Raw genomic sequence first — 14,694 nt, 5'->3', positions numbered from 1 at the left:
CGGGCGACGGGGTTTGCCCCGCTCCCCTCAAACATCAATATTCCCCGCCCGCAACGCATTGCTCTCGATAAACGCCCGACGCGGCTCGACGTCATCGCCCATCAGCGTCGTAAAGATGCCATCGGCCGCAATCGCGTCTTCGATCTGCACGCGCAGCAGACGCCGCACGTTCGGGTCCATCGTCGTTTCCCAAAGCTGCTCGGGATTCATCTCCCCGAGCCCCTTATAGCGTTGCTTCGACACGTTGCGTTCCGCGTCCGCGATCAGCCACTTCATTGCGCTCTTGAAGTCCGACACGGCCATCGACCGCTCGCCGCGCTTGATCAGCGCGCCTTCACCGATCAAGCCCTTGAACGTATCCGCCGTCGAAACCAGTTGCTTGTAGTCAGCGGTCAATTGCAGGTCTTCGTCGAACACGGAAACCTTCACGTTGCCGTGATGACGCCGCTTGATATGCAGCGAGCGCACTTCGCGCACCTGATCGTAGGCCGGCTCCACCGTCACTTCCGGTTTCAGCGGATCGGCACGCAGCCGCGCTTCGAGCGCCTTCCCCGATGCAGCCGCCGCTTCCTCCGTCGACAGATCGATCACGACTCCATCCATCACGGCTTCCAGCGCGGCCGCGTCGTAAATGCGGCTGATGCGATCCACCACCGCCTGCGCCAGCAAATACGCACGCGCCAGTTCGCCGAGCGCATCGCCCGAAATCGGGTCTGCGCCTTCGCTCGGAATCAGTTCGGAACCCTGTAGCGCGAGCTTCAGCATGTGCTGGTTGAGCTCGTGCGCGTCCTTCATGTACCGTTCGTCCTTGCCCGCCTTGATCTTGTACAGCGGCGGCTGCGCGATGTAGATATACCCGCGCTCGACGATCTCCGGCATCTGCCGGTAGAAGAACGTCAGCAAGAGCGTGCGAATGTGCGCGCCGTCCACGTCCGCATCCGTCATGATGATGATGCGGTGATAGCGCAGCTTGTCGAGGTTGTAATCGTCCTTGCCGATGCCGCAGCCGAGCGCCGTCACGAGCGTCACGATCTGCTCCGACGAGATCAGCTTGTCGAAGCGCGCCTTCTCCACGTTCAGCACCTTGCCGCGCAGCGGGAGAATCGCCTGGAATTTGCGGTCGCGTCCTTGCTTGGCCGACCCGCCCGCCGAGTCGCCCTCGACAATATAAATCTCCGACTTCGCCGGGTCCTTCTCCTGGCAGTCCGCGAGCTTGCCCGGCAGGCCAATGCCATCGAGCACGCCCTTGCGGCGCGTCATCTCGCGCGCCTTGCGGGCCGCGTCGCGCGCACGCGCGGCATCGACGATCTTGCCCGTGATGATCTTCGCGTCATTCGGCGTTTCCTGCAGGTAGTCTTCGAGCGCCTTCGCGACGACCTCCTCGACCGGCGCGCGCACTTCCGACGACACCAGCTTGTCCTTCGTCTGCGAACTGAACTTTGGCTCCGGCACCTTCACGGAGAGCACGCACGACAAACCCTCGCGCATGTCGTCGCCGGTGGTTTCCACCTTCGCCTTCTTCGCGATGTCGTTGTCCGTGATGTACTTGTTGATGACGCGCGTCATCGCGGCGCGCAGGCCGGTCAAGTGCGTGCCGCCGTCGCGCTGCGGAATGTTGTTCGTGAAGCAGAGCACGCTTTCATTGAAGCTGTCGTTCCACTGCATGGCCACTTCGACGGTCACATTCTCGCGCTCGCCGGTCGCGTGGAAGACGGTCGGATGCAGCACCTGCTTCTGCTTGTTGATGTATTCGACAAAGCCCTTCACGCCGCCCGCGAATGCGAAGTCGTCTTCCTTGCCGGTGCGCAGGTCCGTCAGGCGGATGCGCACGCCGTTGTTCAGGAAGGACAGCTCGCGCATGCGCTTGGCGAGAATGTCGTAGTGGAATTCGACATTGCCGAAGATGGTCGCATCCGCGAGGAAGTGGACTTCTGTGCCGCGCTTTTCCGTGTCGCCAACGACGGGCATCGGCGAATACTGCACGCCGTCTTCCTCGACGATCTCGCGGTTCTGCACCACGCCGCGCGCGAATTCCATGAAGTGCTTCTTGCCGTCGCGGCGCACGGTGAGGCGCAGCCATTCGGACAGCGCGTTCACGCACGAGACGCCCACGCCGTGCAGGCCGCCCGACACCTTGTAGCTGTTCTGGTCGAACTTGCCGCCCGCGTGCAGCTCGGTCATCACGATTTCGGCGGCGCTGCGCTTCGGATCGTGCTTGTCGTCGCGCTTCAGGCCCGTGGGCACGCCGCGGCCGTTGTCCGTCACGGAGATGGAGTTGTCCGCGTGAATCGTCACGTGGATGTCGTCGCAGTAGCCGGCCAGCGCCTCGTCGATGGAGTTGTCCAGCACTTCGAACACGAGGTGATGCAGACCGGTGCCATCCGACGTATCGCCGATATACATGCCCGGACGCTTGCGCACCGCCTCCAGCCCTTCGAGGATCTGAATGGAGGATGCGCCGTAGCTGTTGTCGGGTTGCGAATGTGTGTTTTCAGTCATGGATTTCTTCCGGTTCTGCGTCACTGCTTCGACACTGCTTCGATAACTGCTCGTAAATGCTCGAACTTTTCAAAACACCTTAAAAACGCCAAAGGGGCGCGTCGCCCCTTGGAGTGTGGTCGGTGTCGTACGCGTCAGATGCGCATCGGCATCACCACGTATTTGAATTCCTCGTTCTCCGGAATGGTGATCAGCGCGCTGGAATTCGCGTCGCCGAGCGCCACCTGGAGCGTGTCGACCTTCAGATTCGCGAGCACGTCGAGCAGATACGTGACGTTGAATCCGATATCGACGGTATCGCCCTGATACGCGATTTCGAGTTCTTCCTGCGCTTCTTCCTGGTCCGCGTTCGTGGACATGATCTTGAGCTGGCCCGGTTCGACGAGGCAGCGCACGCCCTTGAACTTGTCGGACGTGAGAATGGCCGCGCGCTGAAGGGAACGCTGCAATTCTTCGCGGCCGATCTCGAACGTGTTTTTGTGCGACTTCGGAATCACGCGCTGGAAGTCGGGGAACTTGCCTTCGACCAGCTTCGACACCAGTTCCACCTGACCGAACGTGAACTTCACCTGCGTCGCAGCGATGTCGATTTTCAGCGTGTCGTCGATGTCTTCCAGCAGACGCTGCAATTCCAGAATGGTCTTGCGCGGAATGATCACTTCCTGACGCGGGAACGCGCCTTCGATCTTCATGGACGAGAACGCGAGGCGGTGACCGTCGGTGGCTACTGCCATCAGCTGATCGCCGTCCACCACCAGCAGCATGCCGTTCAGGTAGTAGCGAATGTCCTGCTGGGCCATCGCGAAATACACCATGCCGAGCAGCTGGCGGAACGTCTTTTGGGGAACCGACAGGCTCGCGCCGAAGTCAGTAGCCTGGTTGACCGTGGGGAACTCGTCCGCGGCGAGCGTCTGCAGGTTGAAGCGGCTCTTGCCCGAGCGCACGGTGAGGCGCTTGTCGGAGAGGTCGAGCGCGACTTCGCCGGCGGGCATGGCGCGCAGAATGTCGAGCAGCTTGCGCGCGGCGACGGTGGTGGCGACCTGATCGCCGCCGACGCCGAAGTCGGCGCGCGTGGTGATCTGAAGTTCGAGGTCCGTCGAAAGGAACGACACGTCCGCGCCGTTCTTGGTGATGAGCAGATTGGCGAGGATAGGCAACGTATGGCGGCGTTCTACGATACCGCTCACGGTTTGCAGCGGCCTTAGAAGATTATCTCGTTCGGTCTTGACCAGTTGCATAGAGTTCCTTCATTGATGTGACGGCCTGTCCGGGCGGTTCGCCACCGTAGCGCCACCGTTCGCCCGCCGGACAACCTCGTAACACGCGTTGCCGGCCCCCCGCCGGTCACTCGCGAAAGCTTGCGCTTCAGAACCGTCCAGGCCAGCGGACGGCAAACCTGTATTGTGCCTGAAAACAGCACGGCTCCCTAGAAATTGGGGGCGTTTCCGCCAATAAACAGGCTTGCACGCGCAACAATCGACGCCTGCCGCCGCGCGCCGCCCGGCGGCTCTCGTCAGCCCTTCAGCGTCTGTTCCAGCACGTGCAGTTCGTGGTTCAGCTGCGCGTCGTTGCCGCGCTCGGCGGCGATCTTGCGCACCGCGTGCAGCACGGTCGTGTGATCGCGGCCGCCGAACAGCTCGCCGATCTCGGGCAGGCTTTTCTGCGTCAGTTCCTTCGCCAGATACATGGCGATCTGACGCGGACGCGCGATATTGGCCGGCCGCTTTTTCGAGTACATGTCGGCGACCTTGATGTTGTAGAAATCCGCGACCGTCTTCTGGATGTTCTCGACCGAGATTTGCCGGTTCTGCACCGTCAGCAGGTCTTTGAGCGCCTCTTTGGTCAGCTCGATGGTGATGTCGCGGCCGTGGAACTTCGAGTACGCGAGAATCTTGCGCAGCGCGCCTTCCAGTTCGCGCACGTTCGAGCGCAGATGCTTCGCGACGAAAAACGCCACGTCTTCCGACAGGCTCACGCCTTCGGAAATCGCCTTGCGCATCAGAATGGCGACGCGCATCTCCAGTTCCGGCGGCTCGATGGCGACCGTCAAACCGGAGTCGAAGCGCGAGATCAGGCGATCGTCGATGCCGGAGATTTCCTTCGGATAGGTATCGCTCGTGATGATGACCTGGGCCTTGTTGGCGACGAGCGCCTCGAACGCATAGAAGAATTCTTCCTGCGTGCGCGACTTGCCGGAGAAGAATTGAATATCGTCGATTAGCAGCAGGTCGAGCGAGTGGTAATAACGCTTGAAGTCGTCGAACGCCTTGCGCTGGTACGCCTTCACCACGTCGGACACGTACTGTTCCGCATGGATGTAGCGGATGCGCGCGCCGGCCTTGTCCATCAGCAGTTGATTGCCGATGGCGTGGATCAGGTGCGTCTTGCCGAGGCCGACGCCGCCATACAGAAAGAGCGGGTTGTACGAGATGCCCGGGTTGTCCGCCACCTGAATGGCCGCCGCGCGAGCAAGCTGGTTCGCCTTACCGGTCACGAAGTTGTCGAACGTGAGCACCGGATTGAGCTTCGAACGTTCGTAGGCGGAATCGGTTTCACCGCCCGCCGACGGCGCCCCGCCCGGCCGCCACGTGCGCCGGCCAGCAGCGGCCTCGTTGGCGTCGAGGCTCGGAAGATCGAGGTCGACCTGTTCATCTTGCGTGGACTGCGCCTGCTGCGCCGCTTCGGCAGCGAGCGCGTTGACGTGCGCCGTCGCGTTCGCGTGCGCCACTACCGAGGGCGCGGCGGGCGCAGCCGCCGGCGCGGGCGGACGCGGCGGCGTGACGCTCACGCGCGGCGCGGCGTTCGGCGCGCCGCCGACAGCGCTGCGGGCGGTCGCTTTCGGATCGAGAACGAACTGCACGTCGATGGGCGCGCTGAAGAACTCGCGCGCCACGTCCGCGATGCGTCCGGAGAACTGGCTTTTCACCCAGTCGAGCTTGAAGCGGTTCGGCGCGGCGATGCGCAGCGTGCTCGCGTCGGCATCGAAGTCGACCGGGGTCAGCGGCTTGATCCACGTGACGTACTGCTGAGGCGTGAGCTCGCGCTCCAGCAGTGCGGAACAGTGTTCCCAGAAATCGTTCATCGAGTGCGGTCGTTATGGTTGCTGCGCGCCACCTGCGGCCATGCTTGCCGAACGCGTCCGATTTCGTCGGATGGGTCGGCAAGTCCCGGCACGGCCAAGCAGGCATGCTCCGGAGGCTTACGCCGCAAGGGTTTGCGGGCGAACGGCGGGCCGAAGCAGCGGGCGGATATTTGGGAGTAAGGCGAGATTCTAACGCCAAACCCTCGCGGCGCGCGAGTTATCCACAGGGTCACATCACCGCGCCGAAAGAGGGCGAAAGACGCGGGCTGGACCGTCGATGGGCGCTAAACTATTGACGGTCAATAGGAAAACGGTTTAAATAGCGGGTTCCGCGAAAACAGAATTCCTGAACCTCCGGCCATCGTGCTTGCAGTGACCACACTGGAGCCAAGCCCGCGCGGTCAATCAACTCAAGTGAGAGCACCATGAAACGTACTTACCAACCTTCCGTGACGCGCCGCAAGCGCACCCATGGCTTCCGCGTTCGCATGAAGACCGCCGGCGGCCGCAAGGTCATCAACGCTCGCCGCGCGAAGGGCCGCAAGCGCCTGGCTATCTAAGACAGGCACGGTGCTGCTCGCAGCCGCGTCGCGTTCGGAGACGGACGCATCGGAAGGTGGCGAGCCGCTTGCCGAGCGCCGCACAGAAGTCTTGAAACAGGACATCGTCGAGTTGCCGGCGTCGGCCGCGTTCCCCAAGGCCGCAAGGCTGCTGAAAACGGATGAGTTCTCATCCGTTTTTCGTTTGCGCCCCTGGCGGCGTTCGCCGCACTTCGTTCTGTACGGAAAGCCCACGGGCAACGAAGCGCGGCTCGGGCTCGTCATCGGTAAAAAGCAGGCGCCGCGCGCCGTCACGCGCAATCTGATCAAGCGGCTTGCGCGCGAAGCGTTCCGGCTGCGTCGCGAAGAGCTGCGCGGATTCGACATCCTCGTGCGGCTGCACGCGAAAATCGACCGCAAGGCGATGCCGAGCGCCAGTTCGCCGCCGCTCGGTGCGTTGTGCCGCGGCGAACTGGAAGCACTCTTCGACCGTGCCGTGCGCGAAGCAGCGCGCCGCGTGGCCGAACCCGTGGCGGCGCCGCCTTCGGCGCCCGCCGTCGACGAATCATCCGGCCCTTCCGGGTCATGAAGCGCGGGCCGCGTCGGTTTGCCTCTCACCGCAAGCCGGGCGCGCAGCGCGAAGCTTATGCAAACGGCACTCATCGCGTTGTTGCGCTTCTACAAGGTTGCGATCAGCCCCCTGCTCGGCAACCGGTGCCGCTTTTACCCTTCCTGTTCCGACTACGCGCGCGAGGCAATCCAGTATCATGGCGCCGCGCATGGCACGTATCTCGCCGCAAAACGGCTCTGCCGCTGCCATCCCTTTTCGGCGGGCGGCGTCGATCTCGTGCCGACACCGTCCCGTGCTCCCGGTTCTTCATCCGCTTCCACGCAGGCGGATAGCCCGGCTGCAGGTTCCGCCCAAGAAAAGCATTCACCACTAAACGGCGCAAATGCGCTTACCGATCGACACTGAGACAACGCATGGATATCAAACGCACCGTCCTATGGGTCATCTTCTTCGTGTCAGTTGTCATGCTGTTCGACAACTGGCAGCGCGACCATGGGCGCCCGTCGATGTTCTTCCCGAGCGCGACGCAGCCGGCCAAGACCGCCAGCAACCCGGCACCGGGCTCGGCCACCCCGGGCGCGCAGCCTTCCGAACTGACGAACGCGCCGGCCGGCGCCGCGCCGGGCACCTCGACGCCGCCCGCCACGGCGGCTTCGCAGCTCGTCAAGTTCACGACGGACGTGTATTCCGGTGAGATCGACACGCGCGGCGGCACGCTCTCGAAGCTCTCGCTGCTGAAGGAAGGCGACGGCAAGCAGCCCGACCTCTACATCACGCTCTTCGATCACACCGCGAACCACACGTATCTCGCGCGCACCGGCCTGCTCGGCGGCGACTTCCCGAATCACAACGACGTCTTCACGGCGGTGCCGGGCCAGACGTCGCTGTCGGGCGACGCGAAGACGCTGACGCTCGCGTTCGAATCGCCGGTGAAGGGCGGCGTGAAGGTCGTGAAGACGTACACGTTCACGCGCGGCAGCTACGTGATCAACGTCGATACGAAGATCGAGAACGTCGGCAATGCGCCGGTCACGCCGAAGCTCTACATGGAACTCGTGCGCGACAACACGCCGGTGGAGACGCCGCGCTTCTCGCACACGTTCATCGGGCCGGCTGTCTATACCGATCAGAAGCACTTCCAGAAGATCGATTTCAGCGACATCGACAAAAACAAGGCCACGTTCGAGCCGTCCGCGAACAACGGCTGGGTCGCGATGGTGCAGCACTACTTCGCGTCCGCGTGGATTCCGAAGGAAGGCGCGCAGCGCGATATCTATGTCCAGAAGATCGACCCGAGCCTGTACCGCGTCGGCGTGCAGCAGCCGGTGCAGACCATCGCGCCGGGACAAAGCGTGACCGTCGATGCGCGTCTTTTCGCCGGGCCGGAAGAAGAGCGCATGCTGGAAGGCATCGCGCCGGGTCTGGAGCTGGTGAAGGACTACGGCATGGTGACGATCATCGCCAAGCCGCTTTTCTGGCTGCTCGAGAAGATTCACGGTTTTGTCGGCAACTGGGGCTGGGCGATCGTGCTGCTGACGCTGCTCATCAAGGCCGTGTTCTTCCCGCTGTCGGCGGCGAGCTATAAGTCGATGGCGCGCATGAAGGAAATCACGCCGCGCATGCAGCAAATTCGCGAACGCTTCAAGAGCGATCCGCAGAAGATGAACGCGCAGCTGATGGAGCTGTACAAGACCGAGAAGGTGAATCCGTTCGGCGGCTGCCTGCCGGTGGTGATTCAGATTCCGGTGTTCATCTCGCTGTACTGGGTGCTGCTGTCGTCGGTGGAAATGCGCGGCGCGCCGTGGATCGGCTGGATTCACGATCTGTCGCAGCAGGACCCGTATTTCATCCTGCCGGTGCTGATGGCCGTGTCCATGTTCCTTCAGACGAAGCTGAACCCGACGCCGCCGGACCCCGTTCAAGCCAAGATGATGATGTTCATGCCGATCGCGTTCTCGGTCATGTTCTTCTTCTTCCCGGCTGGTCTCGTGCTGTATTACGTGGTGAACAACGTGCTGTCGATCGCGCAGCAGTACTACATCACGCGGATGATGGGACAGCGTAAGAAGAAGGTGGCTTGAGTTCCTGACTGCTGTTTTGGATGTGAAGACGCCCGGCTTTGCCGGGCGTTTTTTTTGAGCCGCGCTTACAGCTTGGGCAAAAGTGAATTCACTCTAGCGACCTCAGTTGCTGCAACTTGTCGCCGATCTCGTCGATTAATTCACGTCTTCTTCGCGGTTTATCTTCTTCGGCGTACGGCGGCAACACTTCCGCAGCTTCGACGGACGAGCGAGAAGCTGCTTCATCGTCTTCCCAGCCGCGCAGCCATGCTTCCGTTTTTCCTACGAGATGAGTTAGCAGGGGCCAGTTGCTTTTGAGTGGGAAGCGCCTCCCCAGAACCCAGTTTCGTGCCGTGTTTTCCGCCATGGTGGAATGCGGATAACGGTGATTCCAAAAAAGTAAGAAATCGGCGCCGCTATCCGTCCTGAACCGCTTCTCCTTGAACCGCGGCAGCGTCTCGATCTCGTCTCGTTTGGCCTCGAGCGCACGCCGCAATTGCTCCCCGAATTTGGCCGAATCTAGAAAATTTTTCATGCAGCAAGTTTCAAAGATTTTGCCGTTTGCGTCGCAACGCCTGGATTGCGGTTTCCTCAACCAAGGTTGCGGCGCGAGAAGAGACAACCCGCTCGGCCTTATCCGGCGGGCGTCTCAGGCAGGATAATTCAAGCTCGGAATCGCAACCACACGAGCGAAAAAATTGGTGAAAAATGATGGCTCGTGGCCTTCTAGCGCTTCATCGCCCCATAAAACTGGTCGATAAGTTCCTCCAGCAAATACCGATGATGCGGCGACAGCGCCTCGATCTTCGACGCAAGTTCCAGCGTGACCTCGGACGCCGGGTACTTTTCGTCGCGGGGAAGCGGCTTTGGCGCCGTCTGCGCCCCGCCGCTCGGCGGCGGGCCGTAATGCAGCCAGTGGAGATCCACCTTTAGCCATTCAGCGAGTGTCTGGAGCTTGTCGCTCGTGGGAATGGAGCGCCCGGTGAGCCACTTGTGCGCGGTTTGCGGAGACACCGGCTCGCCCTGGTAGCGCAGATTGAACTTGTTCGCGAGATCGGTCGCGCCCCGCATCCTCTCGGGGGCGCGGGCCATGGAAAATTTGAGCCGTTCTGAGAAATCGGCCTTCTCTTGCTGTGTTGGCATGCGTTCAATTGTGCAAGGCAATCGCTGCCTATACGTCAACCACCTGCGCTAGATATCACGTGTTACAGACGGTCTTTATCCTGTATAAGCGACTCGATGCTTGCCTGATGTCAGCCATGCAAATCCTGTCTGACCGTGCGTGCGGGCGCATCGGTCGGTGCGCCAGTCAATACGCTGCTGCACAGCGCGATCCGAAATCGTATCTTGTTTAAGATAATGCAAGAATTGTCCTAGCGAATCGGATCAATGAACGCGCGATACAATGCCGGCTCCTCCCGACGCACCCCTCCGACCGCCGCCATGCTGACCAACGACACCGATCCCATCGTCGCTATCGCCACCGCGCCGGGGCGCGGCGGAATCGGCGTCGTGCGGCTGTCATTCGGGCGGGCGGGCGAGGCGGCCGCGCAGCACGCGATGCAGGCGCTGTGCGGCCAGCCGCTCACGCCGCGCCACGCGAGCTATGTGCCGTTCATCGACGGCAACGGCGAGGCACTCGACCGCGGCATCGCGCTGTACTTTCCCGCACCGCATTCGTACACGGGCGAGCACGTTCTGGAGTTGCAGGGCCACGGCGGGCCGATCGTGCTGCAACTCGTGCTGCAACGGGCGATCGAGGCCGGACGCGACTTCGGCCTGCGGCTCGCGGAGCCCGGCGAGTTCACGCGCCGCGCGTTTCTCAACGACAAGCTGGATCTCGCGCAGGCCGAAGCCGTCGCCGACCTGATCGAAGCGAGCACGGAAGCCGCCGCGCGTTCAGCCGGCCGCTCGTTGGAAGGCGCGTTCTCGCGCGAGATTCACGCGCTCGTCGAGGACGTCATTACGCTGCGCATGCTGGTCGAGGCGACGCTCGATTTCCCCGAAGAAGAGATCGACTTTCTCGAAGCCGCCGACGCGCGCGGCAAGCTCGCGCGTATCCGCGAACGGCTGGATCGCGTGCTCGCGGATGCCCGGCAAGGCGCGCTCCTGCGCGAGGGTATGTCGGTGGTGCTGGCGGGCCAGCCGAACGTCGGCAAATCGTCGCTGTTGAATGCGCTCGCCGGAGCGGAACTGGCGATCGTCACGCCGATTGCGGGCACCACGCGCGACAAGGTTGCGCAGACGATTCAGGTCGAGGGCATCCCGCTGCATATTATCGACACCGCCGGCTTGCGCGAGACCGAAGACGAAGTGGAGCGCATCGGCATCGAGCGCACGTGGGGCGAGATCGAGCGCGCGGACGTCGTGCTCCACTTGCTCGACGCTCGCACCGGGATGACCTCCGACGACGAGTCGATTGCTGCCCGCTTTCCGCAGGGCGTGCCGGTCGTTCGCGTGCTGAATAAGACAGATCTCGCGGGCGCGCCGGCCGCCGTGCGCGAAGGCGACGACCAAGCGCGCGAAGTCAACCTGTCCGCCAAGACGGGCGACGGCATAGCGCTGCTGCGCGAGCAATTGCTGAAAATCGCCGGTTGGCAGGCGGGCGCCGAAAGCGTGTACCTCGCGCGCGAACGGCACCTCATTGCGCTGCGCGAAGCACGCGAGCATCTTGCGCTCGCCGCCGACCACGCGAGCCAACAATCGCAGGTGCTCGACCTCTTCGCCGAAGAATTGCGGCTGGCGCAGGACAGCCTGAACGCGATCACCGGCGAATTCACTTCCGACGATCTGCTCGGCGTTATCTTCAGCCGGTTCTGCATCGGGAAGTAAAGCCGTCAAGCCGAGCGCGGAGGCCCCAACTCACGCAATTCGGCCGTGAGCTTTTCGGCTTCCTCGGGCCGTCCGTGAAATGCCGCCGGCGTGTTCTGGAACATCTCGATCGCGTACGCTCCGTCACAAAGGGAAAGCACGAGCGTCTGCACGGCATTGAAGCGCGGATCGAGCGCGTCCTGTCCGCGCGGCCACATGCCGGCCACCGCCCGCAGCAACAACGTCTGCCCGGCCGCCATGCGCCTGACCTCGCGCACTTTTGCGACGAAAAGCGGCGTCGGATGCGCCGCGAAGATCGGCGTCAAATGCGCCTGGATGCAGGCCCGACCGTCGATGACGCTGCCGTCGAAGCCGACGAGGCTGCCTCGCTCGGCAAAGCGCCCGGCCATGGAGGCGGCGTCCTGCCGATTCCAGTCGTCGAGCAGCGCGAAATACACGCGCCGCGCGCTGGCGGTCCAGTCGTCGATGCCGTTCATGCCGCCCTCTTCCAAGCCGCGGCGAACACGCCCGCGCCCATCAGCAACGCACCGCCGGTGCGGTTCACGGCGCGCTGCACCGAAGTCTTGCGGATCGCGCGGCGCGCTCCCGATGCGAGCAGCGCATAAGCGAACGCGTTCGCCGCCGCGATGCCCACGAACGTAGCTTCCAGAATGGCGATCTGCGAGACGGACGCCGCGTGCGGATCTACGAACTGCGGCACGAAGGCGACAAAGAAAATGATGCTTTTGGGATTGAGCGTAGTGACTGCGTAGGCGTGCGCCATGATCCGGCTCGTGCGCAGTTCGCCAGCCGGCTTGACCGCGTCGGTATCGACGAAGGGCGCGCGCCACAGCTTTACGCCGAGATAGAACAGATAAGCCGCGCCGATCCATTTCACGGCCATGAAAAGCTCCGCCGATGCCGCGAGCACCACGCCCAGACCGAGCATGGAAGCAGTCATCGCGGTGAGGTCGCCGAGCGCGACGCCAACCGTCGTGGCAAGCGCGTATTTGCGGCCGTGGCCGAGCGCGTACGAGACGACGAGCAGGACTGTCGGCCCGGGAATCGCCACCAGGATCGCCGAAGCGATTGCGAACGGCAGCCATTGAGCGAGCGTCATTCCGAGTTCTCCTTGAGTAATGCCGTCGATTTATCCACGAACCGGCGTGCGTGACAATAGGCCGTTCGGCTAGCTTCCGCCACTGACCGTCGGCTGCTATGCGCGTTGTCGCGGCCCGACTGGGACCGCTTCTGCGGCGCATCAAAAGCGGAACGAGACAAATCGCCGCACCAACACGCGCCTTTCGGTGAATTCGTTTTCACTTTCGCCCGTTAATCGGCCGTTCGTCGTAACGGGGACCGCGAGTAATCTCGGAGATAAAAACTGCGACATTGCGTCTTGTTGCAATCGCACACAACATATGCTTGCAACGCGACGCCGCTCATTTAGCATGAGTTCACGGAACGGGTTTTATATACGTTGCTAATGTCGCGGCTTGAGTCCGGAGGCTCTATTCATGAAGAAACGCGCCAGTGCTGTCTTCGCCGTGGTGAGCTTGGTTGTCGCGGTCTCCGCGGCCTATGCGCAGGACAACGCCATCCAGCCCCAGCAGACGTTCAAATTCAGGCCGAATTCGTACGGCTGCTTGTCGAAAGATAAATTCGATTCAGCGGATCAGCACGCGAGAGCCGGCGAGCATCAGCGAATGCAGCAGTTTTTCGAAGGCTACGAGTGCATATCGACGCCGGTGGATTCGCATTTTCGCGTGCTGCGCGTGGTCGGCCACGACATCGAATTCGTGAATGCAGCGAATAGCGACACGCAAGGCATGTGGACCGCGGATCGCTTTATCGATCAATAGGCCGTCGTATTCGAGCGCCTTGAAAACGGCGCGGTCGCCCGCTCGGGGTGACCGCGCGATCCGCACTTCCAATTCCACATCGATTCGCCGCACAATGTCGGGCTCATCGCGTCCGATGTGCGGCTTTCGCCGTTGCGCCGTGCCGCTTTCCAACTTCTTATGAATCGCCGGTCGCGAGCGCCGGCGTCATCGCTGCATGGCTCTGAAATCCACCATTTACAAGGCCGATCTCCAGATCGCCGACATGGACCGTCATTACTATGGCGATCACTCCTTGACCATCGCGCGGCATCCGTCCGAGACGGATGAACGCATGATGATTCGCGTCGCGGCGTTCGGCCTCTTCGCCGACGAGCGACTCGAATTCTGCAAGGGCCTTTCGGATACCGACGAGCCCGACCTTTGGCAGAAGGACCTCACCGGCCAGATCGAGCTGTGGATCGAAGCCGGCCAGCCCGACGAACGGCGCATTGCGAAGGCGAGCGGGCGCGCGGACCGGGTGGTGGTGATCGCGTACGCGGGAAAGACGGCGGACATCTGGTGGCAGGGCGTGCGCGCGAAGGTCGAGCGCCTGCAGAACGTGACGGTGTGGTCGCTCGCGGACGGCGTGGCGGAAGCGCTCGGCAAGCTGGCCGAACGGACGATGCGCCTGCAACTGACGGTACAGGATGGCGAGGCGTCGCTCGGCAGCGCGACGGTCGATCCGGTGGCGATTCGCTGGGACGTGCTGAAGGCGCCGGGCGCGTGAGGGTCAGGCTTCCGGCGGCCCTTTGAGCTCGATCATGTTGCCTTCGGGATCGAAGAGATAAAGCGACGGACCGAAGCCTTCGGCGCCGTAACGCCGCGCTTCTTCGCCGATGCGCGCGCCGTGCGTCTCGAGATGCGCGCGCAGCGCGGCGGCATCGAAGGGTTCGACGCGCAGGCACAGGTGATCCATGTTGCGGCCGGCGCCAGGCTGACCGCTCTCCGGGCGGTCGATGGATGCGCCGACGGCAAGCAGATCGATCAGCGAGCGTCCGGCGCGCATCTGCACGAGACCGATATCGCGCTGCTCTTTCTCGACCGCGCAGCCGAGCGCGGTGCGGTAGAAGTGGATCATCGCGTCGAGGTCGATGCAGCGAATCACGACGTGATCGATTTCGCGGATCTGGATGGGCATGGTGCGTTGCTCGCTCGCGGGGTGCGTGAGGGCAGTGTACGCGGGATGTGGTGTGTGCGAGGCGCGGAAAATACAGAGGGCTCGGTGTGGTGCCGAGCCCTTTGGGATTCG

General features: G+C 62.7%; 14 protein-coding genes and 1 pseudogene. 7 read left to right on the top strand and 8 right to left on the bottom strand.

Annotated elements, in window-relative coordinates:
• Positions 1-27: 27 nt before the first annotated feature.
• From gyrB to dnaA, 3 genes are all read right to left on the bottom strand, one after another.
• A complete protein-coding gene (gyrB, locus tag NCR37_RS00155; RefSeq protein WP_250470973.1) occupies positions 28-2,499 on the bottom strand; it encodes a DNA topoisomerase (ATP-hydrolyzing) subunit B in 2,472 nt (823 codons plus the stop codon).
• A gap of 134 nt (positions 2,500-2,633) precedes the next feature.
• Positions 2,634-3,737 carry a DNA polymerase III subunit beta gene (gene dnaN, locus NCR37_RS00150; RefSeq protein WP_244847616.1) on the bottom strand — a complete coding sequence of 368 codons (1,104 nt, stop codon included), beginning with the start codon at positions 3,735-3,737 and terminating at the stop codon, positions 2,634-2,636.
• Between the two features lie 275 nt (positions 3,738-4,012).
• Positions 4,013-5,581 (bottom strand): chromosomal replication initiator protein DnaA, encoded by a 1,569-nt coding sequence (gene dnaA, locus NCR37_RS00145; protein ID WP_250470972.1) that lies wholly within the window; start codon positions 5,579-5,581, stop codon positions 4,013-4,015.
• A gap of 425 nt (positions 5,582-6,006) precedes the next feature.
• Between dnaA and rpmH the strand changes: the two genes are divergently transcribed.
• The 4 genes and pseudogenes from rpmH to yidC all read left to right on the top strand — a co-directional run bounded on the left by rpmH (position 6,007) and on the right by yidC (position 8,772).
• Positions 6,007-6,141, top strand: coding sequence for a 50S ribosomal protein L34 (rpmH, locus tag NCR37_RS00140; protein ID WP_004198824.1), 135 nt, complete (start codon positions 6,007-6,009; stop codon positions 6,139-6,141).
• Between the two features lie 91 nt (positions 6,142-6,232).
• Complete coding sequence (rnpA, locus tag NCR37_RS00135) at positions 6,233-6,709, top strand: ribonuclease P protein component (RefSeq protein WP_250471082.1); 477 nt, start codon at positions 6,233-6,235, stop codon at positions 6,707-6,709.
• 57 nt (positions 6,710-6,766) lie between these two features.
• Positions 6,767-7,012 (top strand): annotated as a pseudogene (yidD, locus tag NCR37_RS00130) (membrane protein insertion efficiency factor YidD); the annotation flags it as partial.
• Positions 7,013-7,104: 92 nt separating this feature from the next.
• Positions 7,105-8,772, top strand: coding sequence for a membrane protein insertase YidC (yidC, locus tag NCR37_RS00125; RefSeq protein ID WP_250470970.1), 1,668 nt, complete (start codon positions 7,105-7,107; stop codon positions 8,770-8,772).
• 88 nt (positions 8,773-8,860) lie between these two features.
• Here the strand turns inward: yidC and NCR37_RS00120 are convergent, their stop codons facing one another.
• Both NCR37_RS00120 and NCR37_RS00115 read right to left on the bottom strand, forming a co-directional pair.
• Complete coding sequence (locus tag NCR37_RS00120) at positions 8,861-9,286, bottom strand: hypothetical protein (RefSeq protein WP_250470969.1); 426 nt, start codon at positions 9,284-9,286, stop codon at positions 8,861-8,863.
• Positions 9,287-9,477: 191 nt separating this feature from the next.
• A complete protein-coding gene (locus tag NCR37_RS00115) occupies positions 9,478-9,894 on the bottom strand; it encodes a transcriptional regulator (protein WP_250470968.1) in 417 nt (138 codons plus the stop codon).
• Positions 9,895-10,194: 300 nt separating this feature from the next.
• Between NCR37_RS00115 and mnmE the strand changes: the two genes are divergently transcribed.
• On the top strand, positions 10,195-11,583 hold the full coding sequence (gene mnmE, locus NCR37_RS00110) for a tRNA uridine-5-carboxymethylaminomethyl(34) synthesis GTPase MnmE (protein ID WP_250470967.1): 1,389 nt from the start codon (positions 10,195-10,197) through the stop codon (positions 11,581-11,583).
• 5 nt (positions 11,584-11,588) lie between these two features.
• Here the strand turns inward: mnmE and NCR37_RS00105 are convergent, their stop codons facing one another.
• Positions 11,589-12,059, bottom strand: coding sequence for an SgcJ/EcaC family oxidoreductase (locus tag NCR37_RS00105; protein ID WP_250470966.1), 471 nt, complete (start codon positions 12,057-12,059; stop codon positions 11,589-11,591).
• Positions 12,056-12,682: a LysE family translocator gene (locus tag NCR37_RS00100; RefSeq protein WP_250470965.1), complete on the bottom strand. Its 627-nt coding sequence runs from the start codon at positions 12,680-12,682 to the stop codon at positions 12,056-12,058. Before NCR37_RS00100 ends, NCR37_RS00105 begins: the two co-directional genes overlap by 4 nt.
• A gap of 397 nt (positions 12,683-13,079) precedes the next feature.
• Between NCR37_RS00100 and sap1 the strand changes: the two genes are divergently transcribed.
• Together sap1 and NCR37_RS00090 are read left to right on the top strand one after the other, a co-directional pair.
• On the top strand, positions 13,080-13,424 hold the full coding sequence (gene sap1 / locus NCR37_RS00095; protein ID WP_250470964.1) for a surface attachment protein Sap1: 345 nt from the start codon (positions 13,080-13,082) through the stop codon (positions 13,422-13,424).
• A gap of 196 nt (positions 13,425-13,620) precedes the next feature.
• Entirely contained in the window at positions 13,621-14,172 is a 552-nt protein-coding gene (locus tag NCR37_RS00090; protein WP_250470963.1) for a YaeQ family protein, read from the top strand.
• Between the two features lie 3 nt (positions 14,173-14,175).
• On the opposite strand, the gene NCR37_RS00085 is transcribed toward NCR37_RS00090, so the two are convergent.
• Positions 14,176-14,583, bottom strand: coding sequence for a VOC family protein (locus NCR37_RS00085; protein ID WP_250470962.1), 408 nt, complete (start codon positions 14,581-14,583; stop codon positions 14,176-14,178).
• Positions 14,584-14,694 lie beyond the last annotated feature (111 nt).

The organism is Caballeronia sp. GAFFF1, assembly GCF_023630705.1.
GTDB lineage: Bacteria > Pseudomonadota > Gammaproteobacteria > Burkholderiales > Burkholderiaceae > Caballeronia.
The sequence above is the reverse complement of the archived record's forward strand: the minus strand, read 5'-3'. Positions and strand labels throughout refer to the sequence as shown.

Excerpts from the sequence above, each read along its gene's own strand:
- NCR37_RS00120 (WP_250470969.1), bottom strand. The coding sequence starts at position 9,286 with ATGAAAAATTTTCTAGATTCGGCCAAATTCGGGGAGCAATTGCGGCGT.
- NCR37_RS00105 (WP_250470966.1), bottom strand. The coding sequence starts at position 12,059 with ATGAACGGCATCGACGACTGGACCGCCAGCGCGCGGCGCGTGTATTTC.
- sap1 (WP_250470964.1), top strand. The coding sequence starts at position 13,080 with ATGAAGAAACGCGCCAGTGCTGTCTTCGCCGTGGTGAGCTTGGTTGTC.
- gyrB (WP_250470973.1), bottom strand. The coding sequence starts at position 2,499 with ATGACTGAAAACACACATTCGCAACCCGACAACAGCTACGGCGCATCC.
- NCR37_RS00090 (WP_250470963.1), top strand. The coding sequence starts at position 13,621 with ATGGCTCTGAAATCCACCATTTACAAGGCCGATCTCCAGATCGCCGAC.
- dnaA (WP_250470972.1), bottom strand. The coding sequence starts at position 5,581 with ATGAACGATTTCTGGGAACACTGTTCCGCACTGCTGGAGCGCGAGCTC.
- NCR37_RS00115 (WP_250470968.1), bottom strand. The coding sequence starts at position 9,894 with ATGCCAACACAGCAAGAGAAGGCCGATTTCTCAGAACGGCTCAAATTT.
- dnaN (WP_244847616.1), bottom strand. The coding sequence starts at position 3,737 with ATGCAACTGGTCAAGACCGAACGAGATAATCTTCTAAGGCCGCTGCAA.
- NCR37_RS00100 (WP_250470965.1), bottom strand. The coding sequence starts at position 12,682 with ATGACGCTCGCTCAATGGCTGCCGTTCGCAATCGCTTCGGCGATCCTG.
- rpmH (WP_004198824.1), top strand. The coding sequence starts at position 6,007 with ATGAAACGTACTTACCAACCTTCCGTGACGCGCCGCAAGCGCACCCAT.
- mnmE (WP_250470967.1), top strand. The coding sequence starts at position 10,195 with ATGCTGACCAACGACACCGATCCCATCGTCGCTATCGCCACCGCGCCG.
- NCR37_RS00085 (WP_250470962.1), bottom strand. The coding sequence starts at position 14,583 with ATGCCCATCCAGATCCGCGAAATCGATCACGTCGTGATTCGCTGCATC.
- yidC (WP_250470970.1), top strand. The coding sequence starts at position 7,105 with ATGGATATCAAACGCACCGTCCTATGGGTCATCTTCTTCGTGTCAGTT.